A 24,841-nucleotide genomic window follows, 5' to 3' on the forward strand; every position below is an offset into this window, starting at 1 on the left:
GCGCCCTTGTTTTTGCTGTTCGCCCGCCCCATTTTAAATAAATTAGCGGCCTGAGCGCTGGCTGGTTTATCATCAATAATAATGATGTCGCTCGACATACCCTGTTTTCTTTTCCCTGAGGTTTATGTGCAGTTAACGAGTTTCACCGATTACGGACTACGGGCGCTGATTTATATGGCGTCGCTGCCGGAAGGACGGATGACCAGTATCTCGGAAGTGACCGAGGTCTATGGCGTCTCCCGTAATCATATGGTTAAAATAATCAATCAGTTAAGTCGCATGGGCTACGTAACTGCCGTGCGGGGGAAGAACGGGGGCATTCGCCTCGGCAAACCAGCAGGACAGATCCGCGTCGGTGACGTGGTGCGCGACCTTGAACCCTTATCGCTGGTCAACTGCAGCAGCGAGTTTTGCCACATTACACCAGCCTGTCGTTTGAAACAGGCGCTAGCTGAAGCCGCGCAGAGTTTTCTCAAGGAACTGGATAACTATACGCTGGCTGATTTGGTTGAGAAGAATCAACCGCTTTATAAATTATTGCTGGTGGAGTGACGCCACTCTGCCGGAGATGACAACGGAGGAACCGATATGTCACAAGATCCATTCCAGGAACGCGAAGCTGAGAAGTACGCGAACCCAATCCCGAGCCGGGAATTTATCCTCGAACATTTAACCAAACGGGAAAAGCCTGCCAGCCGCGATGAGCTGGCCATCGAGTTAAATATCGAGGGCGAAGAGCAAACCGAAGCGCTGCGCCGCCGCCTGCGCGCGATGGAGCGCGACGGTCAGCTGGTCTTCACCCGCCGTCAGTGCTATGCGCTGCCGGAGCGCCTTGATCTCCTCAAAGGTACCGTTATCGGCCACCGCGATGGCTATGGTTTCCTGCGCGTTGAAGGGCGCAAAGACGATCTCTACCTGTCGTCAGAGCAGATGAAAACCTGTATTCATGGCGACCAGGTGCTGGCCCAACCGCTGGGCGCGGACCGTAAGGGCCGCCGCGAAGCGCGCATTGTCCGCGTCCTGGTGCCGAAAACCAGCCAGATTGTTGGCCGCTACTTTACCGACGCTGGCGTCGGTTTCGTCGTCCCGGACGACAGTCGCCTGAGCTTCGATATCCTGATCCCGCCGGAAGAGATTATGGGCGCGCGGATGGGCTACGTGGTGGTGGTCGAGCTGACCCAGCGCCCGACCCGTCGCACCAAAGCCGTGGGGAAAATCGTCGAAGTGCTGGGCGACAACATGGGTACCGGCATGGCCGTCGATATGGCGCTGCGCACCCATGAAATTCCATACGTCTGGCCGCCGGCGGTAGAAAACCAGGTTTCCGGCCTGAAAGAGCAGGTGCCGGAAGAGGCGAAAGCCGGGCGCGTCGATCTGCGCTCCCTGCCGCTGGTCACCATTGACGGCGAAGATGCCCGCGACTTCGATGACGCGGTGTACTGCGAGAAGAAACGCGGCGGCGGCTGGCGCCTGTGGGTAGCCATTGCCGACGTCAGCTACTACGTGCGTCCGGGGACGCCGCTGGACGCTGAAGCGCGCAGCCGCGGAACCTCGGTCTACTTCCCGTCGCAGGTGGTGCCGATGCTGCCGGAAGTGCTGTCTAACGGTCTGTGCTCGCTGAACCCGCAGGTCGATCGCCTGTGCATGGTGTGCGAGATGACGATTTCGTCAAAAGGCCGTCTGACCGGTTATAAATTCTATGAAGCGGTGATGAGTTCACATGCTCGCCTGACCTATACCAAGGTGTGGCATATGCTGCAGGGCGACCAGGAGCTGCGTGAGCACTACGCGCCGCTGGTGAAGCATATTGAAGAACTGCATAACCTCTACAAGGTGCTGGATGGCGCCCGCGAAGAGCGCGGCGGTATCTCATTTGAAAGTGAAGAAGCTAAATTCATCTTCAACGCCGAGCGCCGTATCGAGCGTATCGAACAGACCCAGCGTAACGATGCGCACAAGCTGATTGAAGAGTGCATGATCCTGGCGAACATCTCCGCTGCGCGCTTCGTTGAGAAGGCGCAGGAGCCGGCGCTGTTCCGTATTCACGATAAGCCGAGCACCGAGGCGATTACCGCGTTCCGCAGCGTGCTGGCGGAGCTGGGTCTGGAACTGCCGGGCGGCAACAAGCCGGAGCCGCGCGATTACGCCGAACTGCTGACCTCCATCGCCGATCGCCCGGATGCGGAAATGCTGCAGACGATGCTCCTGCGGTCGATGAAGCAGGCGGTCTACGATCCGGAAAACCGCGGCCACTTTGGCCTCGCGCTGCAGTCCTATGCCCACTTCACCTCGCCGATCCGTCGTTACCCGGATCTGTCGCTGCACCGCGCCATCAAATATCTGCTGGCCAAAGAGCAGGGGCATAAAGGCAATAGCACGGAGACCGGCGGCTGGCACTACAGCATGGAAGAGATGCTGCAGCTGGGCGAGCACTGCTCGATGACCGAACGTCGCGCCGATGAAGCGACGCGCGAAGTCTCCGACTGGCTGAAGTGTGACTTCATGCAGGATCAGGTAGGCAATATCTTCTCCGGGGTTATCGCCAGCGTGACCGGCTTTGGCTTCTTCGTTCGTCTCAACGATCTGTTTATCGACGGCCTGGTGCATGTTTCCTCCCTCGATAACGACTACTATCGTTTCGACCAGGTGGGGCAGCGTCTGATCGGCGAGTCCGGCGGGCAGACCTATCGCCTGGGCGACCGCGTGGAAGTCCGTGTGGAAGCGGTCAACATGGACGAGCGTAAAATCGACTTTACCCTGATCTCCAGCGAGCGCGCGCCGCGTAATGTCGGCAAAACCGCCCGTGAGAAAGCGAAAAAGAGCACCTCCGGCAAACCGGGCGGCCGTCGTCGTCAGGTTGGTAAGCAAGTGAACTTCGAGCCGGACAGCGCGTTCCGCAAAGAAAAAGACCAGGCGAAAGCGAAGCCGAAAGGCGAGAAGAAAGCGAAAAAACCGTCGGCGAAAACGCAGAAAATCGCCGCCGCGACCAAAGCCAAGCGCGCGGCAAAGAAGAAGAGCGCCGAGTGATTGACCACCCTTCACTCTGAAGTCTGCTGACGCAGAACGGGGTGAAGGGCGGATTACAGAACCTAAAACGAGTACATCAATGAGTGAAATGATTTACGGCATCCATGCGGTGCAGGCACTGCTGGAGCGCGCACCTGAGCGTTTTCAGGAAGTTTATATTCTGAAAGGCCGTGAGGATAAGCGCCTGCTGCCGCTGATCCACGCGCTGGAAGCGCAGGGCGTGGTGATTCAGCTGGCCAACCGCCAGTTCCTCGATGAGAAGAGCGAAGGCGCGGTACACCAGGGGATCATTGCCCGTGTGAAGCCGGGGCGTCAGTATCAGGAGAACGATCTGCCGGATCTGCTGGCGCAGCTCGATCAGCCGTTCCTGTTGATCCTTGACGGCGTGACCGATCCGCATAACCTCGGCGCCTGCCTGCGCAGCGCCGATGCTGCCGGCGTGCACGCGGTGATTGTGCCGAAAGATCGTTCCGCGCAGCTGAATGCGACGGCGAAGAAAGTGGCCTGCGGCGCGGCGGAGAACGTCCCGCTGATCCGCGTCACCAACCTGGCGCGCACCATGCGCCTGCTGCAGGAGGAGAACGTCTGGATCGTCGGAACCGCAGGTGAAGCCGACCATACGCTGTTCCAGAGCAAAATGACCGGGCCGATGGCGCTGGTGATGGGCGCGGAAGGCGAAGGTATGCGCCGCCTGACCCGCGAGCACTGTGATGAGCTGATCAGCATCCCGATGGCGGGCAGCGTCTCCTCGCTGAACGTCTCGGTGGCCACTGGCATCTGCCTGTTTGAGGCGGTACGCCAGCGCAGCTAAGCTGATCCGCTGACGGAACTGAAAAGCCATCCTCCGGGATGGCTTTTTTGTGACCGCTCTCGCGGGCGAGTATCTCCCTGGATAACCATACTTATGGTTATCGCCATTGATGGAGGGAGACACGATGCACTGGCAAACGCACACCGTTTTTAATCAACCGACCCCGCTGAATAACAGCAATCTGTTCCTGTCTGATACCGCCCTGCGTGAAGCGGTGGTCCGTGAAGGCGCCGGCTGGGATGGCGATCTGCTCGCCAGCATTGGCCAGCAGCTGGGGACCGCAGAATCGCTGGAGCTGGGACGCCTGGCCAACAGCAACCCGCCGGAGCTGCTGCGCTATGACGCCACCGGCGCCCGACTGGACGACGTTCGCTTCCACCCCGCCTGGCACCTGCTGATGCAGGGGCTGTGCGCGAACCGGGTGCATAATCTCGCCTGGCAGGAGGAGGCCCGTGAAGGCGCGTTTGTCGCGCGCGCCGCTCGCTTTCTGCTCCACGCCCAGGTAGAGGCCGGAACGCTGTGCCCGATTACCATGACCTTCGCCGCGACGCCCCTGCTGCAGCACGCCCTGCCTGCGCCTTTTGGCGACTGGCTGTCGCCGCTGCTGAGCGACCGTTACGATCCCCACCTCGCGCCGGGCGGCCAGAAGCGCGGCCTGCTGATTGGCATGGGGATGACCGAGAAGCAAGGGGGCTCCGATGTGCTTAGCAATACCACCCGCGCGGAGAAAACGGCGGAAGGGTTTTACCGGCTGGTGGGACACAAATGGTTCTTCTCGGTGCCGCAGAGCGATGCCCACCTGGTGCTGGCCCAGGCGCCTGCGGGCCTGTCGTGCTTCTTTGTGCCGCGCCTGCTGCCCGACGGACAGCGCAACGGCGTGCGGCTGGAGCGCTTAAAAGAAAAGCTCGGCAACCGCTCCAACGCCAGTAGCGAAGTGGAGTTTTATGACGCCTGCGGCTGGCTGGTGGGCGACGAGGGCGACGGCGTGCGGCAGATCCTCAGGATGGGCGGCCTGACCCGCTTTGACTGCGCGCTGGGTAGCCATGCCCTGATGCGCCGGGCCTTCTCGGTGGCGCTGTATCATGCGTTACAGCGCCAGGCGTTCGGTAAAAATCTGGTCGATCAACCGATGATGCGCCAGCTGCTGGGGCAAATGGCGCTCCGTCTTGAAGGACAAACCGCGTTCCTGTTTCGTCTGGCGCGGGCCTGGGACCGTCGGGATGATGCCCGGGAAAGCGCCTGGGCGCGTCTGTTTACGCCTGCGGCCAAGTTTGCCATCTGCAAGGCAGGCATCCCGTTCGTCGCTGAGGCGATGGAAGTCCTGGGAGGGATCGGCTATTGCGAGGAGAGTGAGCTGCCGCGGTTGTATCGCGAGATGCCGGTCAACAGCATCTGGGAAGGCTCCGGCAATATTATGTGCCTCGATGTGATGCGGGTGCTGAGCAAGCAGCCGGCGGCGATGGAGCTGCTGGCCGCGGAGTGTGCGGAGGTGAAAGGACAGAACCGCCATCTCGACCGCGCATGGCGTCAGCTGCAGCAATTGCTGAAACGACCCGCCGAAGAGCAGGGCAGAGAGATTGCCCGGCTGGTCTATCGTCTGGGGGCGGGGGCGCAGATGCTGCGTTTCGCTTCGCCGCCGCTGGCCGAAGCCTGGTGCCGGATGATGCTCGACACGCGCGGCGGCATACGTCTTGACGCGCCGACCCTCGACGACCTGCTGCTGCGGGCCATGGGGCGGGGGCGCCAGGCGCCTCAGGCGTAGAGGATGGCCTGCACGCGCCAGCTGTCCGGCTGTTGTTCCTCGTACATCTGAATAATGCGATACCAGGAGGCGCCTTGCTCGTCCGCTTTGCGGGCAATGGCGTGCTCCACATCCTGTTGGCTGCCGGAAAGATTAGCGACGGAGATCAGACCGATTTCATTCAGGCCGGTGACGCAATCCGCGCTGGCGAATTCGGCTGACTGCGCGGAGGTGTTGGCCGTCGCAGTGGTTAACAGCAGGCTGGATAGGGTAAAAGATCGTTTCATCGTCAGCTCCATTTCACGTAGTCCCAAGGGCAGTCCGTTGCTAACGTCCTGCCAGGTGGCTGGCCGAACGTTATTATGCACAGGAGAACGTGAATGGACGCAAAGCTGTGTAAAGCAGATTTAAAGACGCCGTCTCGTCATCGACGATAGAGGATCGCCTGCGAATACCACTGGCCGGGTACCATGGTGTCATCGATCATGATGATGACGTAGTAATCGGCTTTGGCCGCTTCTGCTTTGGCCTTCAGCGCCGCTTCGACATCCATCGGCGAACCGTACATCAGTACGCTCACCGTGGCCATTTTCTGCAGGCCAGCCGTCTGGTTGCGCTGGATCTCCTGCGGATGGTCGGTGGCGGGCGGCGGGGCTTCCGGCGTTCCCTGCAGAGCGCTACACCCGCTGAGGACGATAGCCAGTAACCACGGACAAAACCTGCGCATAACCATATCTCGTTTCCTGATAGTGATAGTGTAGTGGTAGCCTTAACAGGATTTCCGGGGAATGTTCCCGAACTGTTATCTCTGACGCGATTTTCGAATGAAAATGTTGTGAAAGCGTAACCGGGTTCTCAACATTATGAATCGTAGCAAACGGGGTTGCCTGGTGAATGCATTTTCCCATGCCGCCTAACCACAATAGAGAAGGGAGACGATAAATGATTGCACTCGAAATGCGCAACCTCGGCGGTGGCGAAATTTTGCATGCCTGCCCGCAGGAGAGTCTGGATAAGCCACTGCCCTGTATCGTCTTTTATCATGGCTTTACCTCGTCAAAACTGGTTTACAGCTACTTTGCAGTGGCGCTGGCCCAGGCGGGTTTCCGGGTGATTATGCCGGACGCGCCGGAGCATGGCGCGCGCTATCACGGTGATGAGACCGGGCGGATGCAGCGCTTCTGGCCGATCCTGCAGCAGAATTTCAGAGAGTTTCCCGCGCTGCGCGAGGCGATTATCGCCGAAGGCTGGCTGGAAGGAGAGCGACTGGCGGTGGCGGGGGCGTCGATGGGGGGAATGACGGCCCTGGGTATCATGACGCATCATCCCGAGCTGAACAGCGTCGCCTGCCTGATGGGGTCGGGTTATTTTCGTTCGCTGTCGCAAACCCTGTTTCCCTCGCCTGGCTTTGATGGCGACAGCCTCAGCGAGTGGGATGTCAGTCATCAGCTGGCGTCGCTCGCCCGGCGGCCGCTGCTGCTCTGGCATGGCGATGCCGACGACGTGGTGCCGCCGGCAGAGACCTTCCGGCTTGAGCAGGCGCTCAGGCAGGGCGATCTTGCCGCCAGGCTGACCTGCGTCTGGCAGAAAGGCGTCCGCCATCGCATCACCCCGGAGGCGCTGGCCACGACGGTCGCCTTTTTTCAGCAGCATCTTTAAACGCGGATCACGCTGACGCCCTGATCCTCAAGCTGCTTGAGGATCGCGGCATCGGCCTGTTTGCCGGTGATCACCACGTCAATTTGCCCGGCCTGGCTGAATAACATCCCGGCGCGCTCGCCGATCTTGCTGCTGTCGACCAGCACCGCCAGCTTGCCGACCACGCTGAGCATTTTCTGCTCGGCCATGGCGGTCAACATATCGGTTTTGTATAACCCCTCGGCGGTTAACCCCTTGCCGCTGGTGAACATCCAGTGCCCGGCATAGAGGCTGTTTTCGCTGCCGTGGGGGCTGAGGGTGATGGCGTGGCTGCGGTTGTACTGTCCGCCCATGATAATCACGCTGTCGTGTTCCTGGTCGATCAGGTAGTTGGCCAGCGGCAGATAGTTAGTGATGATCTGCACCGGTTTGCCGCACAGTTCACGCCCCAGCAGAAAGGCGGTGGAACCGCAGTTGATGACGATGCTCTCACCCGGGGCGATCAGCTGCGAAGCGGCGCGCGCAATACGCACTTTTTCATCCAGATTCTGCGCCTGGTGGATGTTCATCGGCGTCCAGCGGGGGCGCTGCTCGCTAATGGCTTCCGCGCCATTGCGTACCTTTTTCAGTTTGCCGCTTTCATCCAGCTTGTTGATATCACGTCGGGCCGTTGCGGGTGAGATCCCGAGCCGCGACATCACCTGCTCTACGGTAACAAACCCCGTTTGGGCGAGCAGATCCAGCAGAATTTGGTGCCTTTGCGCTTCCGTCATGAGCGAATCCGATTAAAAGTGAACGGCAAAGATGATATTTGAAATCATGTGAAAATACTAACCCTCAGGCGGGGTATTTCCGGCAGGCAGGGCCTGCCGGAGGCGGTTTACAGGAAGGATTTGAACGGCAGATCCGGCTCGATGGTGAAGCAGTCGTCGAAGCCGCGCGGGTAGTGATATTCGAAATTGTCTTTATCCAGCGGCCAGGTAAATTTGCCGCCGACCTGCCAGATAAACGGCTTGAAGCCGTACTTCAGACGATCTTTTTTCATCTCCCACAGGACGCGGATCTCCTGCGGATCGGCCTGAAAGTTCGACCAGATATCATGGTGGAACGGGATCACCACCTTCGCGTTGAGCGACTCTGCCATGCGCAGGATATCGGCGCTGGTCATTTTGTCGGTGATCCCGCGCGGGTTCTCGCCATACGAGCCGAGGGCGACGTCAATCTGATGCTCGTTGCCATGCTTCGCGTAGTAGTTGGAGTAGTGGGAATCGCCGCTGTGGTACAGGTTGCCGCCCGGTGTTTTAAACAGATAGTTGACCGCGCGCTGGTCCATCCCGTCCGGCAGCACGCCGGCGGCTTTTTGATCCGCTGGGAGGGTGATCAGCGCGGTACGGTCGAACGCATCGAGCGCGTGGATCTCAATGTCCTTAATTTTCACGACATCGCCGGGCTTCATGACGATACAGCGCGCTTTCGGCACGCCCCAGCCGATCCACATATCGACGCAGGTTTTCGGGCCGATAAATGGCACATCGGCCGGGCAGTTCTGCATGACGGCGGCGGCGACGTTGACGTCAATATGATCGTTGTGATCGTGGGTCGCAAGGACCGCGTCAATCTGGCGAATGGCGAACGGATCGAGCACGAACGGGGTGGTGCGCAGATTGGGCTGGAGCTTCTTCACCCCTGCCATCCGCTGCATCTGATGGCCGGTTTTCATCAGCGGATTGCCGTGGCTCTGCTTGCCGGTGCCGCACCAGAAATCGACGCAGACGTTGGCGCCGCCTTCGGATTTCAACCAGATGCCGGTACAGCCCAGCCACCACATGGCGAAGGTGCCGGGCGCAACCTGCTCCTGCTCAATCTCTTCATTCAGCCAGCTGCCCCATTCCGGAAAGGTGTTCAGGATCCAGGATTCACGGGTGATGGTCTGTACTTTACTCATCGCGGTCTTCCTTATGCATTTTCAAAAGTAATCAGTATTTGATTGGTTTTGATTTATGTTGTCACTGTACTTCCAGGATTGCAATCATGTTTTCCATTGGTTTTGCGAGCTGACGCGCATATTCTCCCGCCTTTTCCGCAGCTTACGCGCCTTTATTTAATTTTTATCTCTATGATTTGAAATGTTTATTTGCGTTTCGATATAAATGAATCGAAATAACCTGAACGAAGGAAAGGTTTATTGCGGTGTGCGTCACATTTAATCAAATTCAATCTTGTTGTGATTATTTTTGATTATTAGAGTGGGCGGCGAGAAATGCTGAACGTAAGGCGCGTTCAGCGCCTTCACCATCGGGAGTGTGTTATGGCAATCCTCTACAACATCTTTACCGTTTTCTTTAATCAGGTGATGACCAATGCCCCGCTGCTGTTGGGTATCGTGACCTGCCTGGGCTATATCCTGCTGCGTAAAAGCGTCAGCGTGATTATCAAAGGCACCATCAAAACCATTATCGGTTTCATGCTGTTACAAGCCGGCTCCGGCATCCTCACCAGCACCTTTAAACCGGTGGTGGCGAAAATGTCAGAGGTGTACGGCATTAACGGCGCCATCTCTGACACCTATGCCTCGATGATGGCGACCATCGACCGGATGGGCGAGGCCTATAGCTGGGTGGGCTACGCGGTGCTGCTGGCGCTGGCCCTGAACATCTGTTACGTCCTGCTGCGCCGGATTACCGGCATCCGCACCATCATGCTGACGGGCCATATCATGTTTCAGCAGGCGGGGCTGATTGCCGTCTCGTTGTTTATCTTCGGCTACTCCATGTGGACCACCATCATCTGCACGGCGGTGCTGGTGTCACTCTACTGGGGCATTACCTCCAATATGATGTACAAGCCTACTCAGCTGGTCACCGACGGCTGCGGCTTCTCTATCGGGCACCAGCAGCAGTTCGCCTCGTGGATAGCCTACAAAGTGGCGCCCTGGCTGGGGAAAAAAGAGGAGAGCGTCGAAGACCTCAAGCTGCCTGGCTGGCTGAACATCTTCCACGACAACATCGTTTCCACCGCGATTGTGATGACCGTCTTCTTCGGTGCGATCCTGCTCTCTTTCGGCATTGACGTGGTGCAGGCGATGGCGGGTAAAACCCACTGGACGGTCTATATCCTGCAGACCGGTTTCTCCTTCGCGGTGGCGATTTTCATCATCACTCAGGGCGTGCGGATGTTCGTCGCCGAGCTGTCCGAAGCCTTCAACGGTATCTCGCAGCGCCTGATCCCCGGGGCGGTGCTGGCGATCGACTGCGCCGCCATCTATAGCTTCGCGCCGAATGCGGTGGTGTGGGGCTTTATGTGGGGCACCATCGGTCAGCTGATTGCCGTCGGCATTCTGGTCGGCGTCGGCTCCCCGATTCTGATTATTCCAGGCTTCATTCCGATGTTCTTCTCCAACGCGACGATTGGCGTCTTTGCCAACCACTTTGGCGGCTGGCGCGCGGCGCTCAAGATCTGCCTGGTGATGGGCATGGTTGAAATTTTCGGTTGCGTATGGGCAGTGAAGCTCACTGGCATGAGCGCCTGGATGGGAATGGCGGACTGGTCGATTCTGGCACCGCCGATGATGCAGGGCTTCGCCTCCGTCGGACTGGCGTTTATGGCCGTCATCATCCTGATTGCACTGGCTTATATGTTCTTCGCCGGCCGCGCGCTGCGTGCCGAGGAAGACGCGGAAAAACAACTGGCAGAGGCCTCTGCCCAATAAGGAGTTCTGATTATGACCGTACGTATTCTGGCTGTGTGTGGTAACGGGCAAGGCAGTTCCATGATCATGAAAATGAAGGTGGACCAGTTCCTGACGCAATCCAACATCGACCACACGGTAAACAGCTGCGCGGTAGGTGAATACAAAAGCGAGCTGAACGGCGCGGATATCATCATCGCTTCAACCCATATCGCGGGGGAGATTACCGTCTCCGGTAATAAACATGTGGTGGGCGTGCGTAACATGCTTTCGCCGGCGGATTTCGGTCCCAAGCTGCTGGAGGTGATTAAAACTCACTTCCCGCAGGACGTGAAATAAGGAGCGGCCATGAAACTCCATGAATCGCTGGCGCAGAACCACTCCATCCGCCTGCAGGCGGAAGCGGAAACCTGGCAGGAGGCGATAAAAATCGGCGTCGATCTGCTGGTGGCCGCCGACGTCGTGGAACCGCGCTATTACCAGGCCATTCTCAACGGCGTGGCCGAGCACGGCCCCTATTTTGTGATTGCCCCCGGGCTGGCGATGCCGCATGGGCGGCCGGAAGAGGGCGTCAGGAAAACCGGTTTTGCGCTAGTGACCCTGAAAAAACCGCTGATTTTCAACCATGAAGATAACGACCCGGTCGACATTCTGATCACCATGGCGGCGGTTGACGCCACCACCCACCAGGAGGTGGGGATCATGCAGATCGTTAACCTGTTTGATGATGAAGCCAATTTCGACCGTTTACGCGCCTGCCGCAGCGAGCAGGAAGTGCTGGATTTAATTAAAAACGCCACCGCGGCGGCTGTTTAAAAGGAACACTATCATGTCATTACCTATGTTGCAGGTCGCACTGGACAACCAAACGCTGGCCAGCGCCTACGAGTCCACCCGTCTGATCGCCGAAGAGGTGGATATCATTGAAGTCGGCACTATCCTTTGCGTCGGGGAAGGCGTGCGCGCGGTGCGCGATCTGAAAGCGCTGTATCCGCATAAAATCGTGCTGGCGGACGCCAAAATCGCTGACGCTGGTAAGATCCTGTCGCGGATGTGTTTTGAAGCCAACGCCGACTGGGTCACGGTGATCTGCTGCGCCGATATCAACACCGCCAAAGGGGCGTTGGATGTCGCCAAAGAGTTCAACGGCGATGTGCAAATTGAGCTAACCGGCTTCTGGACCTGGGAGCAGGCGCAGGCATGGCGCGAGGCGGGCATTCAGCAGGTAGTTTACCACCGCAGCCGCGACGCGCAGGCGGCGGGCGTGGCGTGGAGCGAGGCGGATATCAGCGCGATTAAGCGTCTGTCCGATATGGGCTTCAAAGTGACCGTCACCGGCGGCCTGGCGCTGGAAGACCTGCCGCTGTTCGCCGGCATCCCCATCCACGTCTTTATTGCCGGGCGTAGCATCCGCGATGCCGCTTCGCCGGTGGAAGCGGCGCGCCAGTTTAAACGCTCTATCGCCCAGCTGTGGGGTTAAGGAGCGGCTATGTTGGCGAAACAAATTCCGCTTGGCATCTATGAAAAAGCACTCCCCGCCGGGGAGTGCTGGCTGGAGCGGCTGCAGCTGGCGAAAGCGCTGGACTTTGATTTTGTGGAAATGTCCCTCGATGAAACGGACGCTCGTCTTGCGCGGCTGGACTGGAGCCCGGAGCAGCGTCTGGCGCTTGTCAAGGCGGTGGCTGAAACCGGCGTCCGGGTGCCATCAATATGCCTGAGCGCCCATCGCCGTTTTCCTCTGGGTAGCGAAGACGACGCGGTGCGTCGTCAGGGGCTGGAAATCATGCGCAAAGCCATCCAGCTGGCGCAGGATGTCGGGATCCGGGTGATCCAGCTGGCAGGTTACGACGTCTATTACCAGCAGGCGAACGATGTGACGCGGCGTCGCTTTCGCGATGGTCTGAAAGAGAGCGTCGAGATGGCCAGCCGGGCCCAGGTAACCCTGGCGATGGAAATTATGGACTACCCGCTGATGAACTCGATCAGCAAAGCGCTGGGTTACGCCCATTACCTGAATAATCCATGGTTTCAGCTTTATCCTGACATCGGCAATCTGTCGGCGTGGGATAACGACGTCCAGATGGAGCTGCAGGCCGGCATGGGGCACATCGTGGCGGTGCACGTCAAAGATACCCGACCCGGCGTCTTTAAAAACGTGCCGTTCGGCGAAGGGGTCGTCGATTTTGAACGCTGCTTCGAAACCCTCAAACAGACCGGCTACTGCGGCCCGTATCTGATTGAGATGTGGAGCGAAACCAGCGCGGATCCGCTAGCGGAGGTGGCGAAGGCGCGCGACTGGGTGAAAGCGCGGATGGTCCGCGCCGGACTGATGGAGGCGGCGTAATGCAACAACTGAAACAGCAGGTGTTCGAGGCCAACAGGGATCTGCCCCGTTACGGCCTAGTGACCTTCACCTGGGGTAATGTCAGCGCGATTGACCGGCAGCGCGGGCTGGTGGTGATCAAACCCAGCGGCGTGGCCTACGACGCCATGACCGTCGATGACATGATGGTGGTCGATCTGCAGGGCAACGTGGTGGAAGGGCGCAGGCGTCCCTCCTCTGATACCGCTACCCATCTGGCGCTCTATCGCCGTTATCCCGGCCTTGGCGGGGTGGTGCATACCCATTCGACGCACGCTACCGCCTGGGCGCAGGCGGGGCTGGCGATCCCGGCGCTCGGCACCACCCATGCGGACTACTTTTTCAGTGATATCCCTTGCACCCGGGCGCTTAGCGCGCAGGAGGTGGATGAGGCCTACGAGCTGAACACCGGGAAGGTGATTATCGAAACGCTGGGCGAGGCAAACCCGTTGCATACGCCGGGGATCGTCGTCTATCAGCACGGGCCGTTCTCCTGGGGGAAAGACGCCCACGAGGCGGTGCACAACGCGGTGGTGATGGAAGAGGTGGCGCGCATGGCGTGGATTGCCTGCGGCATTAATCCGCGGCTGCAGCCGATTGACAGCTGGCTGATGGAAAAACATTTTCTGCGTAAACACGGGCCGAACGCCTACTACGGGCAGAAGTAAACGACGCGCTCCGGGGCTTTCACCGTCATGGTGAAGCAACTGGTCTGGCCCCGGAGCCGTTTTTTAGCCCTGACGATAAGCCGACGGCATAGCGCGCATGCCGATGAGCGTGACCACGCAAATTATCGCGCCAGCGTAAAACGTCGAAGCGGCGCCGAAGGTTTCCCACAGCACGCCTGCGCCGGTACTGGCCAGCAACAGCGCCAGGCCGCTCATCAGGTTGAACATACCGAACGCCGTGCCGCGTAGCGCCGGCGGCGCCGTATGGGCGACCATCGCCGCCAGTAGCCCCTGGGTCATCCCCATATGAATTCCCCACAGCGCGACCCCGACCAGCAGCGTGCTCCAGTGGGCGCTGAGGGCCAGCACGATATCGGCGAGGATCAGCACCAGCAGTCCCCACTGCAGCAGTTTGCTGTGGCTCATGCTGTCAGAGAGCTTGCCGAACGGGTAGGCCGTAACGCTGTAGACCAGGTTCATCGCCACCATTACCAGCGGAATGGTAAACAGCGGGATCTCCATCTGCTGGGCGCGCAGCACCAGAAAGGCTTCGCTGAAGCGGGCGAGGGTGAAGATGCTGCCGATGGCGACCACCCACCAGTAGGCGGCGGAGAGCTTTTGCAGATTTTCGCGCTTCAGCGGATTACTGCGTTTATGGTCGATGGCGGATTTTGGCTCCTGCAGGCCAAAACCCAGCAGGAGAATAGAGAGCACGGCGGGAATAACCGCCACCCAGAATATAGCGTGAAAATCGTTGGCCCAGATAAACATCAGCAGCACCGCCAGCAGCGGGCCGAGAAAGGCGCCAACGGTATCCAGCGCCTGACGTAGCCCGTAGGCGGCGCCGCGGATCTCCGGTGGGGTGACGTCGGCGACCAGCGCGTCGCGCGGCACGCCGCGAATGCCTTTGCCTACGCGGTCGATCATGCGGGCGCTAAACACCACGCCGGCGGTCGGGGCGATGGCAAACAGCGGCTTGCTGAGCGCGCCCAGGCCGTAGCCCAGCAGCGCCAGCCCTTTGCGCTTACCGACGTAGTCGCTGATCGCGCCGGAGAAGATTTTCAGGATCAGGGCGGTGGCTTCCGCCAGCCCCTCGATAAGACCGATGATAATCACGCTGGCGCCGAGGGTGGTGGCCATAAACAGCGGTAAGAGACTGTGGATCATCTCGGACGACACATCCATCAGCAGGCTGACGCCGCCGAGTACCCAAACGCCTTTGGGGATGCGGCCTAAGGTGGCGAAACGCGGAACCATCAATCACTCCTGAATATCAAATGGCGAGTGGCTGATTAAATCAGGTTGCGATGACGCTGATAAGTTGGTTTATAAAATAATTCTCAATTGCGTTTAGCCGCTGGCCTTGCTTCGCCCCTCGCGAGGAGAGGCGAAGAATTGACTTGGCGTTAGCGGTAAATCACCGCGCTGGCGCGAAGCGGGCCGTTGGTTTCGGGTTCGTGCATCAGGATGGGCTGAAAATATTTCGCCCCCTGCGCATCGCTCAGCTGGCTAAGGGCCTGTTCGGCCTCGTGCTCAGTGGCCATATTGTGATTGATATAGATAACGCCGAGGCTCTGCACATCGTCCATGTTGCGGGCCTGTCGTTCGGTGATTTGGATAGCTGCCAACGCGTTGGCGCTGAAGAAAAGCGCAGCCATCATGGCGATGATTTTCAGTTTCATATACTACGCTCCTGACTGACAGTCCTGACGCTGACTCGGGGCTCTCCTGTGGTCATTGGGTTTCTGATTTAAGTGTAATCGCTGATTGAACGGCGTATCGCGACCTTTTCTGATGCAGTTGTTCAAAAAAATGCCGCTTCCTTTGCTGGTTAATTTTAAATCACCCACTTAGCGCCACTTGGCGCTTAGTGCGAATTATTTGTGCAAATGCGCTTGTGTTCCTGGGGGGCCGCCATTAGAATGACGCGTCAATTTTTCAGCCGCCCTTTAACACGTTCCTTGCCTCCATGGGCCGCGGCTGACCCAGACAGGAGGCTGAATAATCCGTAAGGAGCAATTCGATGCGTCATTACGAAATCGTTTTTATGGTCCATCCTGACCAGAGCGAACAGGTTCCGGGCATGATCGAACGTTACACTGGTGCAATCACTGCAGCAGCAGGTACGATCCACCGTCTGGAAGACTGGGGCCGCCGTCAGCTGGCTTATCCGATCAACAAACTGCACAAAGCTCACTACGTTCTGCTGAACGTTGAAGCGCCGCAGGAAGCGATCGATGAGCTGGAAACTAACTTCCGCTTCAACGACGCCGTTATCCGCAGCATGGTAATGCGTACTAAGCACGCTGTTACCGAAGCATCTCCGATGGTTAAAGCGAAAGACGAGCGCCGTGAGCGTCGCGAAGATTTCGCCAACGAAACCGCAGATGATTCTGAAGCTGGGGATTCTGAAGAGTAATCCTGATGACCAACCGTCTGGAGCTGTCCGGCATTATTTGCAGGACTCCACTTCGTAAGGTCAGCCCGTCAGGAATTCCTCACTGCCAGTTCGTGCTTGAGCATCGTTCAGTGCAGGAGGAAGCCGGTTTTCACCGGCAGGCATGGTGTCAGATGCCCGTTATTATTAGCGGTCACGAGAACCAGGCCATTACTCACAGTATAACGGTCGGTAGCGCAGTAACCGTTCGAGGGTTCATCTCTTGCCATAAGGCAAAGAACGGCTTGAGCAAAATGGTTCTGCATGCCGAGCAGATTGAATTGATAGATTCTGGAGACTAGCCATATGGCACGTTATTTCCGTCGTCGCAAGTTCTGCCGTTTCACCGCGGAAGGCGTTCAAGAGATCGACTATAAAGATATCGCTACGCTGAAAAACTACATCACCGAAAGCGGTAAGATTGTCCCGAGCCGTATCACCGGTACCCGTGCAAAATACCAGCGTCAGCTGGCTCGCGCTATCAAACGCGCTCGCTACCTGTCCCTGCTGCCGTACACTGATCGTCATCAGTAATCGGTCACGGTCCATTAATACGACTTTGAGAGGATAAGGTAATGCAAGTTATTCTGCTTGATAAAGTAGCAAACCTGGGTAGCCTGGGTGATCAGGTTAACGTTAAAGCGGGCTATGCTCGTAACTTCCTGGTCCCGCAGGGTAAAGCTGTTCCTGCTACCAAGAAAAACGTTGAATTCTTCGAAGCACGTCGCGCTGAACTGGAAGCCAAACTGGCTGACGTTCTGGCAGCTGCTGAAGCTCGTGCTGCGCAGATCAACGCCCTGGAATCCGTAACCATCGCGTCTAAAGCTGGCGACGAAGGTAAACTGTTCGGTTCCATCGGTACTCGCGACATCGCTGACGCTGTCACTGCAGCAGGCGTTAAAGTTGCTAAGAGCGAAGTTCGCCTGCCGAACGGCGTTCTGCGTAACGTTGGCGAGCACGAAGTGGACTTCCAGGTTCACAGCGAAGTATTCGCTAAAGTTATCATCAACGTGGTTGCTGAGTAATCGGCCTCTGACGTTCTGGTAACAACAAATCGCCGGCCTTGTGCCGGCGTTTTGCTTTTTAGCGCCTTTCATTTTGCGGCGGCGTAACGCTCGCTGTCGTCTTCGCTGCTAGCGCGCACGCACAAAGCTGCCGTTCGACTGGCGGGTAAACAGCACCTGCTGGCCGTTGCCGGTATCAATAGTGAGCCCGGTGACCACGCCGTTGGCGTTCTGCCGAATCTGCACCGTCTGTCCGCTCTGCAACGTGCTTAATGGTTTACCTGCGCCTTCAACCTGCGCCATGGCGTAAACGTCGGTGGCCGGCAGCCCATGATCGCGGAACAGCTGGGCCAGGGTTTTGCCTGACTCGATGCGATAGGTCCGCCATTGCTGCTCAATGCCCGGCGCGGACTGCTGCGATGAGGATTGATAGGGCTGGGAGGCGGCGGGCTGCTGCGTCTGCGCCTGATCCGGCTGCTCATCCTGAATCGGCTCCGGGGCGACCGGCGCCATCTGGTCGGCATCGCTCACGGTAGGCGTATTGGTGATCGGCGGCAGCGGAACGGCCTGATTGCCGCCAGCTTGCGGTTGGGACTGCGACTGCAGATTCAGGTTTGCTTCACGGCTGGTGGACGCCGGGTTTTGGCTATCGTCTGAGGGAAGCAGAATGCCAATAATCACCAACAGGAAGCCAGCGATAATTCCCCGGCGGTGCATCGGGGGCAGTGGGTCCAGGAGGCGAAAATGATCCGGGGCGTGCCAGATTTTCGCCAGGGTAGATGTCAGTTCAAAGCGCCCGGGCATGGCTTTCCTCCTGCTCCGCATATTTTTATCCTGCCTATGAGTATAGATGGCTAACGTCCTGATGACCGGAACAAAGTGAAGTTAACCTGATGCCGCCTATTGTTTCTTTTTCGCTGAGATTTGTCATCATCCGCCGACAAAGTTTTACCCATTTCGCTATGGCTGTTATGCTTCCGGACGCTTTTCTCTTGATGTTTATCACCCAAAAAAGGAACAAAGATGGCAACCCCAACTTTTGACACTATCGAAGCGCAGGCAAGTTACGGTATCGGCTTGCAGGTTGGACAACAGCTGAGCGAATCCGGCCTGCAGGGGCTGCTGCCGGAAGCGTTGGTGGCGGGTATCGCCGATGCGCTGGAAGGTAACCAGCCGCAGGTGCCGGTAGAAGCCGTCCACCGTGCGCTGCGTGAAATCCACGAGCGCGCCGACGCCGTGCGTCGCGAGCGTTTCCAGGCGATGGCCGCTGACGGCCAGAAATACCTTGATGAAAACCGCGAGAAAGAGGGTGTGAACAGCACCGAGTCCGGTCTGCAGTTCCGCGTGCTGACCCAGGGCGAAGGCCCGATCCCGGCCCGTACCGACCGCGTACGCGTGCACTACACCGGTAAACTGATCGACGGCACCGTCTTCGACAGCTCCGTCGCCCGCGGCGAACCGGCAGAGTTCCCGGTGACCGGCGTAATCGGCGGCTGGATTGAAGCGCTGACCCTGATGCCGGTAGGTTCCAAATGGGAACTGACCATCCCGCACAACCTCGCCTACGGCGAGCGCGGCGCTGGCGCGTCGATTCCTCCGTTCAGCACTCTGATCTTCGAAGTTGAACTGCTGGATATTATCTAAACAGCAGAGGCTTCCTCTTCCCCGGCGGCGGGGGAAGCCACAAAAATAGCGTAAAATCCTTAAGTTAAAAATTAATTGGAATTATGTTTTGCATTCATCGCGTATGGGTGTATTTTTGTGAGCTATTTCGCTTTAGATGAGTGATATAACACTCACTTTAAACATAAAATTAACATTATATCTAAATCATAGTATTCATCCCTCCGATTCTTACCTAATATCGACTAGCCCTTGCTGGGGTTAATGACAGACGACAGGCCATCAGAGCCTGAACAACACAGACAGGTACAACAGGAAGAAATCACATGGTAGATCAGGTTAAAGTCGCTGCTGTCGAGCAGGAGCCGACTGAACAATCGCTACGGCGAAATCTCACAAACCGACATATTCAGCTGATTGCAATTGGCGGGGCGATCGGCACTGGATTATTTATGGGTTCTGGCAAAACCATCAGCCTTGCCGGGCCATCCATTATTTTTGTTTATATGATTATCGGTTTTATGCTGTTTTTCGTTATGCGAGCCATGGGCGAATTACTGCTGTCGAACCTCGAATATAAATCCTTCAGCGACTTCGCGGCCGATCTGCTGGGCCCCTGGGCGGGCTACTTTACCGGCTGGACCTATTGGTTCTGCTGGGTGGTGACGGGGATGGCGGACGTGGTGGCGATCACTGCCTACGCGCAGTTCTGGTTTCCCGGACTCTCCGACTGGGTCGCGTCGCTGGCGGTGATCCTGCTGCTGCTGGGCCTGAACCTTGCCACCGTCAAAATGTTTGGCGAAATGGAGTTCTGGTTCGCGATGATCAAAATCGTCGCCATCGTGGCGCTGATCGTGGTCGGCCTGGTGATGGTCATGATGCATTTCAAATCGCCGACCGGCGTCGAAGCCTCTTTCGCGCATCTGTGGAATGACGGCGGCTGGTTCCCGAAAGGGCTGAGCGGCTTCTTCGCCGGCTTCCAGATTGCGGTATTCGCCTTCGTGGGGATTGAGCTGGTCGGTACCACCGCGGCCGAAACCAAAGACCCGGAAAAATCCCTGCCGCGGGCGATTAACTCCATCCCGCTGCGTATCATTATGTTCTACGTCTTCGCGCTGATTGTGATTATGTCGGTGACGCCGTGGAGCTCCGTGGTGCCGAGCAAGAGCCCGTTCGTCGAGCTGTTCGTGCTGGTCGGTCTGCCGGCGGCGGCGAGCCTGATTAACTTCGTGGTGCTGACTTCCGCAGCCTCATCGGCCAACAGCGGTGTCTTCTCCACCAGCCGTATGCTATTCGGTCTGGCGCAGGATGGTCAGGCGCCGAAGATGTTCGCCAAGCTGTCGAAGCGTGCGGTGCCGGCGAAGGGCTTAACCTTCTCCTGCATGTGCCTGCTGGGCGGTGTGGTGATGCTGATGGTCAACCCGAGCGTGATCGCCGCGTTCACCATGATCACCACGGTGTCGGCGATCCTGTTCATGTTCGTCTGGACCATCATCCTTTGCTCTTATCTGGTCTACCGTAAAAAGCGTCCGCAGCTGCACGAGAAGTCCAAATATAAGATGCCGCTGGGCAAATTAATGTGCTGGGTGTGCATGGCCTTCTTCGTCTTCGTACTGGTGCTGTTGACCCTCGAAGATGACACCCGTGAAGCGCTGATGGTCACCCCGCTGTGGTTCGTTCTGCTGGGTGCGGGCTGGCTGTTTGCCGGCAAAAAGCGTCTGGCGAAATAAAAGAGCATTTTAACGTTGCTTGCAACGGACCGTCATAAAAAAGGCCACCCGGAGTGGCCAAATAAGACGGACAATGTCGAGGGCGCCTGCGGGCGCCTTTTTCGTTATTCTCCTGCGAGGGCACGCGGGAACAGCACGTTATTTTCCAGGCTGATGTGCTCCATCAGATCGTCAATCATCTCGTTGATACCGTTATACATCGCTTTCCAGGTGGTGCACGCTTCCGGCGGCGGCGTCACGTTATGGGTGATATGTTTGATCACCTCCAGCAGTTCACCCGCTTCGTCATGCTCGCTTTCCATCACGCTGATGGGGCCCCCGGCCTGGGCGCCCATCCCCTGTTTGATCATCGGGAACAGGATTTGCTCCTCTTTCATCATGTGGCTGGAGAGCTCCTGCTGCAGCATGGTCAGGTACTTCGTCAGCCCTTTCGGCACGTTCGGTTTATCGGCATGGACCCGTTCCACCTTGGTGGCCTGCAGGATCAGCTCCGGCAGCTGTTCGCGGTGCCGATCATGATAGCGAACTATGATATGGTCGATAATCTCCGCGAGAGGCGCCGCGCGCCAGTCGTGGGTGACGGGCTGCTCGGCCAGTTTCGCCAGCTCGGCTTCGATCACCGCGACATCCAGCGCTTTACGCGATGCGGCGCGCGCCAGCGTCTGTTTGCCGCCGCAGCAGTAGTCCATATCGTATTGACGGAACAGGGCGGAGGCGCGGGGGATGGACAGCGCCAGCTCGCCTAAAGGTTGGTCACGGAAAGCCATAGCAGTTACCTCGTCATCAGGAATATAAGATGCATTTTAAATGCATCTTTATGGCGAGGGAATACCCCTTAAGAGGGCCCAGCTACTTTTTTTCGTGCGTCAGCGGTTGCAACGTCGGTTTGTCCGGCCTGGCGCGTACGGCGGAGACCACGCCGAGCACCAGCAGCAGGATACCGCTCAGGGTCAGCAGCGGTGGTAAACTTTGCCGCAACAGAAAGGTATACAGTAGCCCGGCCAGGGTTTCGAAAACGATAAGCGGCCCGAGAATCACCGTCGGCAACCGTTGACTGGCAATATTCCAGCACAGCGCGCCGACCCATGAGCAGAGCACCGCGATGGCCAGCATCAGCGTAATGAACACCGCCGGGCGCGGGCCGAAGGGCAGGGGGAACCCGGCCTGCTGACCGTGCAGCCAGGCGCAGGCGGCGAGATAACCGGCCAGCGAAACCGGAAGCGTCACCAGCGCCTGAGCGGTAGCCCACATCATCGGCGGTTGATGCGGATTCTCCCGCAGCCAGCGGGCGTTGCGCAGCGCATACCAGGCCCAGCAGACCACCGACCCCAGCGCCAGCGCGATGCCGGATCCGTAGCGCCACGGGCTAAAATCAGGCAGCCCCTGGCGCAGTTCCGCGACGTTAACGCAGATCAGGCCGACGGCGATGCAGACCAGCGCCGGAAACAGGCGCCGCCACGGCAGCTTTCCGTCGCGCTGGCTGTAGAGCAGATTGGCGAAGACCGGCAATACCACCGGCAGCGTGCCGATAATCATGGTGGAGACCGGCGCCCCGGTGCGCTGAATGGCGCTGGCCAGACAGACGTAATAGATAAGATTTCCCATCATCGTCAGACCCAGCGCGGTCCACCAGTCGTTCCGGCTCAGTTGGCGCAAACGCGCGCGCCCGAGCCATGCCAGCGGCAGGGCGATCAGACCCAGCGCCAGATAGCGTCCCATCGACTGGAGCATCGCCGGATACTCGGGCACCAGCAAAGGCCCGACAAAGATTAATCCCCACATCAGCCCCGCCAGCAGGGCGTACAACACACCACTAATCATCATTGCATCCATTGTCATCACTGTTGTCTGCAGTGTAGAAGGAGGGCGGGCGGGAATATTGTATGAGATTGCGCATCAGCGCCTGGCGACCTGCTTCTGATAGCGTACCGGCGTAATGCCGTAACGCTGGGTGAAGGCGCGGGTCAGGTGAGACTGGTCGGTAAGGCCGACGGCTATCGCCACTTCGGCGGCGGGCATGCCGTGGGTGAGAAACGCCTTGGCGCGCCACAGGCGGATGGCCATCAACATCTGATGGGGCGTCACATGATAGTGGGCTTTAAACTGGCGCTGAAAGTGGTACGGGCTAAGCGCCGCCACCTGAGCCAGCTCGTCGAGGGTGATGGGGCGCATATAGTTATCGTGCAGGTAGTCGCGCACGCGGTCGAAGCGATGTCCTGTCTCGCCCTGCGCCGAGGCATGGTGGGCCAGAGGGCGGAAGGTGTCGATGAGGTCGAGCAGCATTCCCTGCTGGGCCAGCGCATCGTCGCTGTGCCACAGGCCATATATTAGCTGGCCAATCCGCCGGGACCGCAGGGGATCCTCGCGGACCACCTCGCTGAACCACCAGTCGCGCACCCCGGTGATGGCCTCCAGACGGTCCGGCTCCAGATAAATCATCCGGTAGCGCCAGCCGTCGGCGGTTTCCGCTTCGCCGGTGTGCAGCTCGTCGGGATTCATGGTGACAATAGCGTTGGCGGCGGCGATATGCTGGCTGCCACGGTAGCGAAAGCGCTCGGCGCCTTGCTCAATCACGCCGATGCCGAAGGCTTCGTGAGTATGGGGTTCAAAGGCGTAGCGGGAGATATGGGCGTGGTAAAGCTCCACCCCGGGCAGCTGTTCGAGATGGCGAAAGCGCGCACGATCTTTTTCATCACTAAATTGGGGTGGTACGCCCTGCATGCCTGCCTCCCGACGGTTGATCTCTTCAATATGAGAGAGGAACCGCCGGGACGCAACCGCAAAAGCTGAGAGGGGCGGTTACAGCATGCCTTTCACGCTTTCGGCAAGGGAAGTGGTCGGACGGCCGATCAATGTACTCAGGGTGTGGCTGTCGTCAAACAGCCCGCCTTTCGAGGCGCCGACGTCGGAGTCCGCCAGCATATCCGCCAGACCCGCCGGCAGGCCGACGCTTTTCAGCGCGGCGGCGAAGTCGGCTTCGCTGAGGTTCTGATAGACCACGTTTTTCCCGCTGTGCGTGCTCAGCTCGGCAGCCAGGTCGCTCAGCGTCCAGGCGTTATCGCCCGCCAGTTCGTAAACTTTCCCTGCATGGCCTTCACCGGCGATAACGCGGGCGGCCGCGGCGGCATAATCCGCGCGGGTAGCGGAGGCAATTTTACCTTCGCCGGCGGCGCCGATAAACACGCCGTGCTCCAGCGCCGGCGGCGCGCTGGCCAGATAGTTTTCGGTATACCAGCCATTGCGCAGCAGGGCGTAAGCGATGCCAGAGTCGGCCAGCATCTGCTCGGTTTCAATATGCTCTGCGGCCAGGCCCAGCGGCGAAGTGTCGGCGTGCAGCAGGCTGGTATAGGCGATGAATGTCACCCCAGCGGCTTTGGCGGCGTTGATGACGTTACGGTGCTGTACGGCACGCTGGCCGACTTCGCTGGAGGAGATTAACAGCAGTTTATTCACGCCCTGCAGCGCGGCGGTCAATGCCGCTTCGTCGCTATAGTCGGCCTGGCGGACGACGACGCCCTGCTGGCTGAGCGCCTGGGCTTTGGCCGGGTTGCGGACAATCGCCACAATCTGGCTGGCAGGAACGGTTTTAAGCAGGTCTTGCAGAACGTAGTGGCCAAGCTGGCCGGTGGCACCGGTAAGGGCGATCATGGGGCTTCTCCTTCGTGTTTATTGGCAGTTGTGGTAAGCTAACACCTTAACTAACTTTTAGTAAGTACGTACAAAAAGGTAAGTATGAAAATGGCCGAACCGACGCTGAGCGATAAACTGCGCAACGGCAATCTGTTTGCGGAACAGTGCCCGTCGCGCGATGTGCTTAAACATGTCACCAGCCGCTGGGGCGTGTTGATTCTGGTGGCGCTGCGCGAGGGGACCCATCGCTTCAGCGATCTGCGGCGCAAAATGGGCGGGGTCAGCGAAAAGATGCTGGCGCAGTCGCTGCAGGCCCTGGAGCAGGATGGTTTTATCGACCGCGTCTCTTATCCGGTGGTGCCGCCGCACGTTGAATATAGCCTGACGCCGCTCGGTCTGCAGGTGAGCGATAAGGTGGCCGCCCTGGCGGACTGGATCGAGGTTAATCTGCCCGCGGTGCTGGCGAGCCACGGGGAGTGAAA

At 58.5% G+C, this 24,841-nt stretch carries 29 protein-coding genes; 18 read left to right on the plus strand and 11 right to left on the minus strand.

The features are described 5' to 3' along the window. Nucleotides 1–126 precede the first annotated feature (126 nt). From nsrR to ABLV52_RS22640, 4 genes are all read left to right on the plus strand, one after another. Complete coding sequence (gene nsrR, locus ABLV52_RS22625; RefSeq protein WP_002885667.1) at nt 127–552, plus strand: nitric oxide-sensing transcriptional repressor NsrR; 426 nt, start codon at nt 127–129, stop codon at nt 550–552. 36 nt (nt 553–588) lie between these two features. Further along, the gene (rnr, locus tag ABLV52_RS22630; protein ID WP_023291716.1) at nt 589–3,027 is read left to right on the plus strand and encodes a ribonuclease R; all 2,439 of its coding nucleotides are present in this window, start codon (nt 589–591) and stop codon (nt 3,025–3,027) included. A gap of 79 nt (nt 3,028–3,106) precedes the next feature. Beyond that, nucleotides 3,107–3,838 carry a 23S rRNA (guanosine(2251)-2'-O)-methyltransferase RlmB gene (gene rlmB / locus ABLV52_RS22635; RefSeq protein ID WP_002885669.1) on the plus strand — a complete coding sequence of 244 codons (732 nt, stop codon included), beginning with the start codon at nt 3,107–3,109 and terminating at the stop codon, nt 3,836–3,838. A 124-nt stretch (nt 3,839–3,962) separates the two neighbouring features. Next, nucleotides 3,963–5,600 carry an isovaleryl-CoA dehydrogenase gene (locus ABLV52_RS22640; RefSeq protein ID WP_023291717.1) on the plus strand — a complete coding sequence of 546 codons (1,638 nt, stop codon included), beginning with the start codon at nt 3,963–3,965 and terminating at the stop codon, nt 5,598–5,600. On the opposite strand, the gene yjfN is transcribed toward ABLV52_RS22640, so the two are convergent. Together yjfN and bsmA are read right to left on the minus strand one after the other, a co-directional pair. Next, complete coding sequence (yjfN, locus tag ABLV52_RS22645; RefSeq protein WP_004206450.1) at nt 5,591–5,866, minus strand: DUF1471 family protease activator YjfN; 276 nt, start codon at nt 5,864–5,866, stop codon at nt 5,591–5,593. The genes ABLV52_RS22640 and yjfN overlap by 10 nt on opposite strands. 137 nt (nt 5,867–6,003) lie before the next feature. Next, nucleotides 6,004–6,312: a biofilm peroxide resistance protein BsmA gene (bsmA, locus tag ABLV52_RS22650; RefSeq protein ID WP_023291718.1), complete on the minus strand. Its 309-nt coding sequence runs from the start codon at nt 6,310–6,312 to the stop codon at nt 6,004–6,006. A gap of 209 nt (nt 6,313–6,521) precedes the next feature. On the opposite strand from bsmA, the gene yjfP reads away from it, so the two are divergent. Then, on the plus strand, nt 6,522–7,238 hold the full coding sequence (yjfP, locus tag ABLV52_RS22655) for an esterase (RefSeq protein WP_085551707.1): 717 nt from the start codon (nt 6,522–6,524) through the stop codon (nt 7,236–7,238). On the opposite strand, the gene ulaR is transcribed toward yjfP, so the two are convergent. Next, a complete protein-coding gene (gene ulaR, locus ABLV52_RS22660) occupies nt 7,235–7,990 on the minus strand; it encodes an HTH-type transcriptional regulator UlaR (protein ID WP_004206453.1) in 756 nt (251 codons plus the stop codon). The genes yjfP and ulaR overlap by 4 nt on opposite strands. Before the next feature lie 107 nt (nt 7,991–8,097). After that, nucleotides 8,098–9,162, minus strand: coding sequence for an L-ascorbate 6-phosphate lactonase (gene ulaG, locus ABLV52_RS22665; RefSeq protein WP_048294047.1), 1,065 nt, complete (start codon nt 9,160–9,162; stop codon nt 8,098–8,100). Nucleotides 9,163–9,525: 363 nt separating this feature from the next. Here ulaG and ulaA point away from each other — a divergent pair, with 363 nt between their 5' ends. From ulaA to ABLV52_RS22695, 6 genes are read left to right on the plus strand one after another with little or no spacing between them, the layout of a single operon-like run. Then, nucleotides 9,526–10,926, plus strand: coding sequence for a PTS ascorbate transporter subunit IIC (ulaA, locus tag ABLV52_RS22670; RefSeq protein WP_348890948.1), 1,401 nt, complete (start codon nt 9,526–9,528; stop codon nt 10,924–10,926). 12 nt (nt 10,927–10,938) lie between these two features. Then, entirely contained in the window at nt 10,939–11,244 is a 306-nt protein-coding gene (gene ulaB / locus ABLV52_RS22675; RefSeq protein WP_023291723.1) for a PTS ascorbate transporter subunit IIB, read from the plus strand. A gap of 9 nt (nt 11,245–11,253) precedes the next feature. After that, nucleotides 11,254–11,721, plus strand: a complete 468-nt coding sequence (ulaC, locus tag ABLV52_RS22680) for a PTS ascorbate transporter subunit IIA (RefSeq protein WP_348890949.1) — start codon at nt 11,254–11,256, stop codon at nt 11,719–11,721. Between the two features lie 13 nt (nt 11,722–11,734). Continuing rightward, nucleotides 11,735–12,385 (plus strand): 3-keto-L-gulonate-6-phosphate decarboxylase UlaD, encoded by a 651-nt coding sequence (gene ulaD / locus ABLV52_RS22685; RefSeq protein WP_023291725.1) that lies wholly within the window; start codon nt 11,735–11,737, stop codon nt 12,383–12,385. A gap of 9 nt (nt 12,386–12,394) precedes the next feature. Further along, complete coding sequence (locus ABLV52_RS22690; RefSeq protein WP_348890950.1) at nt 12,395–13,249, plus strand: L-ribulose-5-phosphate 3-epimerase; 855 nt, start codon at nt 12,395–12,397, stop codon at nt 13,247–13,249. Continuing rightward, nucleotides 13,249–13,935: an L-ribulose-5-phosphate 4-epimerase gene (locus tag ABLV52_RS22695; RefSeq protein ID WP_348890951.1), complete on the plus strand. Its 687-nt coding sequence runs from the start codon at nt 13,249–13,251 to the stop codon at nt 13,933–13,935. Before ABLV52_RS22690 ends, ABLV52_RS22695 begins: the two co-directional genes overlap by 1 nt. 63 nt (nt 13,936–13,998) lie before the next feature. Here ABLV52_RS22695 and ABLV52_RS22700 read toward each other — a convergent pair whose 3' ends face one another. Beyond that, nucleotides 13,999–15,192, minus strand: coding sequence for an MFS transporter (locus tag ABLV52_RS22700; RefSeq protein ID WP_348890952.1), 1,194 nt, complete (start codon nt 15,190–15,192; stop codon nt 13,999–14,001). 149 nt (nt 15,193–15,341) lie between these two features. After that, entirely contained in the window at nt 15,342–15,617 is a 276-nt protein-coding gene (locus ABLV52_RS22705) for a DUF1471 domain-containing protein (RefSeq protein ID WP_004206463.1), read from the minus strand. 341 nt (nt 15,618–15,958) lie between these two features. Between ABLV52_RS22705 and rpsF the strand changes: the two genes are divergently transcribed. The 4 genes from rpsF to rplI are packed head-to-tail and all read left to right on the plus strand — an operon-like array spanning nt 15,959 to nt 17,397. Continuing rightward, entirely contained in the window at nt 15,959–16,354 is a 396-nt protein-coding gene (gene rpsF, locus ABLV52_RS22710; protein ID WP_008807174.1) for a 30S ribosomal protein S6, read from the plus strand. Between the two features lie 5 nt (nt 16,355–16,359). Next, nucleotides 16,360–16,674, plus strand: coding sequence for a primosomal replication protein N (gene priB / locus ABLV52_RS22715; RefSeq protein ID WP_002885722.1), 315 nt, complete (start codon nt 16,360–16,362; stop codon nt 16,672–16,674). Between the two features lie 4 nt (nt 16,675–16,678). Further along, nucleotides 16,679–16,906 carry a 30S ribosomal protein S18 gene (rpsR, locus tag ABLV52_RS22720; protein WP_000135199.1) on the plus strand — a complete coding sequence of 76 codons (228 nt, stop codon included), beginning with the start codon at nt 16,679–16,681 and terminating at the stop codon, nt 16,904–16,906. Between the two features lie 41 nt (nt 16,907–16,947). Next, nucleotides 16,948–17,397 carry a 50S ribosomal protein L9 gene (gene rplI, locus ABLV52_RS22725; protein ID WP_004206464.1) on the plus strand — a complete coding sequence of 150 codons (450 nt, stop codon included), beginning with the start codon at nt 16,948–16,950 and terminating at the stop codon, nt 17,395–17,397. 108 nt (nt 17,398–17,505) lie between these two features. Here rplI and ABLV52_RS22730 read toward each other — a convergent pair whose 3' ends face one another. Next, nucleotides 17,506–18,180 carry a LysM-like peptidoglycan-binding domain-containing protein gene (locus ABLV52_RS22730; RefSeq protein WP_023291729.1) on the minus strand — a complete coding sequence of 225 codons (675 nt, stop codon included), beginning with the start codon at nt 18,178–18,180 and terminating at the stop codon, nt 17,506–17,508. A gap of 219 nt (nt 18,181–18,399) precedes the next feature. Here ABLV52_RS22730 and fklB point away from each other — a divergent pair, with 219 nt between their 5' ends. Both fklB and cycA read left to right on the plus strand, forming a co-directional pair. Next, nucleotides 18,400–19,020, plus strand: a complete 621-nt coding sequence (gene fklB, locus ABLV52_RS22735; RefSeq protein ID WP_002886687.1) for an FKBP-type peptidyl-prolyl cis-trans isomerase — start codon at nt 18,400–18,402, stop codon at nt 19,018–19,020. Nucleotides 19,021–19,325: 305 nt separating this feature from the next. Next, a complete protein-coding gene (gene cycA / locus ABLV52_RS22740; RefSeq protein ID WP_023291730.1) occupies nt 19,326–20,729 on the plus strand; it encodes a D-serine/D-alanine/glycine transporter in 1,404 nt (467 codons plus the stop codon). Nucleotides 20,730–20,833: 104 nt separating this feature from the next. On the opposite strand, the gene ytfE is transcribed toward cycA, so the two are convergent. From ytfE to ABLV52_RS22760, 4 genes are all read right to left on the minus strand, one after another. Continuing rightward, entirely contained in the window at nt 20,834–21,496 is a 663-nt protein-coding gene (ytfE, locus tag ABLV52_RS22745; RefSeq protein WP_048296476.1) for an iron-sulfur cluster repair protein YtfE, read from the minus strand. Nucleotides 21,497–21,578: 82 nt separating this feature from the next. Then, complete coding sequence (locus tag ABLV52_RS22750) at nt 21,579–22,550, minus strand: DMT family transporter (protein ID WP_044525189.1); 972 nt, start codon at nt 22,548–22,550, stop codon at nt 21,579–21,581. A gap of 75 nt (nt 22,551–22,625) precedes the next feature. Further along, the gene (locus ABLV52_RS22755) at nt 22,626–23,450 is read right to left on the minus strand and encodes an AraC family transcriptional regulator (RefSeq protein WP_023291733.1); all 825 of its coding nucleotides are present in this window, start codon (nt 23,448–23,450) and stop codon (nt 22,626–22,628) included. Between the two features lie 78 nt (nt 23,451–23,528). Then, the gene (locus ABLV52_RS22760) at nt 23,529–24,377 is read right to left on the minus strand and encodes an SDR family oxidoreductase (RefSeq protein ID WP_023291734.1); all 849 of its coding nucleotides are present in this window, start codon (nt 24,375–24,377) and stop codon (nt 23,529–23,531) included. 90 nt (nt 24,378–24,467) lie between these two features. On the opposite strand from ABLV52_RS22760, the gene ABLV52_RS22765 reads away from it, so the two are divergent. Next, nucleotides 24,468–24,839 carry a helix-turn-helix domain-containing protein gene (locus tag ABLV52_RS22765; RefSeq protein ID WP_032429258.1) on the plus strand — a complete coding sequence of 124 codons (372 nt, stop codon included), beginning with the start codon at nt 24,468–24,470 and terminating at the stop codon, nt 24,837–24,839. Nucleotides 24,840–24,841: the final 2 nt, after the last annotated feature.

This window comes from Klebsiella sp. GB_Kp056 (genome assembly GCF_040064755.1).
Lineage (GTDB): Bacteria > Pseudomonadota > Gammaproteobacteria > Enterobacterales > Enterobacteriaceae > Klebsiella > Klebsiella quasipneumoniae.

Excerpts from the sequence above, each read along its gene's own strand:
- cycA (WP_023291730.1), top strand. The coding sequence starts at position 19,326 with ATGGTAGATCAGGTTAAAGTCGCTGCTGTCGAGCAGGAGCCGACTGAA.
- ulaD (WP_023291725.1), top strand. The coding sequence starts at position 11,735 with ATGTCATTACCTATGTTGCAGGTCGCACTGGACAACCAAACGCTGGCC.
- fklB (WP_002886687.1), top strand. The coding sequence starts at position 18,400 with ATGGCAACCCCAACTTTTGACACTATCGAAGCGCAGGCAAGTTACGGT.
- rlmB (WP_002885669.1), top strand. The coding sequence starts at position 3,107 with ATGAGTGAAATGATTTACGGCATCCATGCGGTGCAGGCACTGCTGGAG.
- priB (WP_002885722.1), top strand. The coding sequence starts at position 16,360 with ATGACCAACCGTCTGGAGCTGTCCGGCATTATTTGCAGGACTCCACTT.
- yjfP (WP_085551707.1), top strand. The coding sequence starts at position 6,522 with ATGATTGCACTCGAAATGCGCAACCTCGGCGGTGGCGAAATTTTGCAT.
- ABLV52_RS22760 (WP_023291734.1), bottom strand. The coding sequence starts at position 24,377 with ATGATCGCCCTTACCGGTGCCACCGGCCAGCTTGGCCACTACGTTCTG.
- ABLV52_RS22690 (WP_348890950.1), top strand. The coding sequence starts at position 12,395 with ATGTTGGCGAAACAAATTCCGCTTGGCATCTATGAAAAAGCACTCCCC.
- ABLV52_RS22755 (WP_023291733.1), bottom strand. The coding sequence starts at position 23,450 with ATGCAGGGCGTACCACCCCAATTTAGTGATGAAAAAGATCGTGCGCGC.
- ABLV52_RS22640 (WP_023291717.1), top strand. The coding sequence starts at position 3,963 with ATGCACTGGCAAACGCACACCGTTTTTAATCAACCGACCCCGCTGAAT.
- ABLV52_RS22750 (WP_044525189.1), bottom strand. The coding sequence starts at position 22,550 with ATGATTAGTGGTGTGTTGTACGCCCTGCTGGCGGGGCTGATGTGGGGA.
- ABLV52_RS22705 (WP_004206463.1), bottom strand. The coding sequence starts at position 15,617 with ATGAAACTGAAAATCATCGCCATGATGGCTGCGCTTTTCTTCAGCGCC.
- rpsR (WP_000135199.1), top strand. The coding sequence starts at position 16,679 with ATGGCACGTTATTTCCGTCGTCGCAAGTTCTGCCGTTTCACCGCGGAA.
- ABLV52_RS22695 (WP_348890951.1), top strand. The coding sequence starts at position 13,249 with ATGCAACAACTGAAACAGCAGGTGTTCGAGGCCAACAGGGATCTGCCC.
- ulaC (WP_348890949.1), top strand. The coding sequence starts at position 11,254 with ATGAAACTCCATGAATCGCTGGCGCAGAACCACTCCATCCGCCTGCAG.
- ABLV52_RS22700 (WP_348890952.1), bottom strand. The coding sequence starts at position 15,192 with ATGGTTCCGCGTTTCGCCACCTTAGGCCGCATCCCCAAAGGCGTTTGG.
- bsmA (WP_023291718.1), bottom strand. The coding sequence starts at position 6,312 with ATGGTTATGCGCAGGTTTTGTCCGTGGTTACTGGCTATCGTCCTCAGC.
- ABLV52_RS22730 (WP_023291729.1), bottom strand. The coding sequence starts at position 18,180 with ATGCCCGGGCGCTTTGAACTGACATCTACCCTGGCGAAAATCTGGCAC.
- ulaB (WP_023291723.1), top strand. The coding sequence starts at position 10,939 with ATGACCGTACGTATTCTGGCTGTGTGTGGTAACGGGCAAGGCAGTTCC.
- ulaA (WP_348890948.1), top strand. The coding sequence starts at position 9,526 with ATGGCAATCCTCTACAACATCTTTACCGTTTTCTTTAATCAGGTGATG.
- yjfN (WP_004206450.1), bottom strand. The coding sequence starts at position 5,866 with ATGAAACGATCTTTTACCCTATCCAGCCTGCTGTTAACCACTGCGACG.
- ytfE (WP_048296476.1), bottom strand. The coding sequence starts at position 21,496 with ATGGCTTTCCGTGACCAACCTTTAGGCGAGCTGGCGCTGTCCATCCCC.
- ulaG (WP_048294047.1), bottom strand. The coding sequence starts at position 9,162 with ATGAGTAAAGTACAGACCATCACCCGTGAATCCTGGATCCTGAACACC.
- ABLV52_RS22765 (WP_032429258.1), top strand. The coding sequence starts at position 24,468 with ATGGCCGAACCGACGCTGAGCGATAAACTGCGCAACGGCAATCTGTTT.
- rpsF (WP_008807174.1), top strand. The coding sequence starts at position 15,959 with ATGCGTCATTACGAAATCGTTTTTATGGTCCATCCTGACCAGAGCGAA.
- ulaR (WP_004206453.1), bottom strand. The coding sequence starts at position 7,990 with ATGACGGAAGCGCAAAGGCACCAAATTCTGCTGGATCTGCTCGCCCAA.
- rnr (WP_023291716.1), top strand. The coding sequence starts at position 589 with ATGTCACAAGATCCATTCCAGGAACGCGAAGCTGAGAAGTACGCGAAC.
- rplI (WP_004206464.1), top strand. The coding sequence starts at position 16,948 with ATGCAAGTTATTCTGCTTGATAAAGTAGCAAACCTGGGTAGCCTGGGT.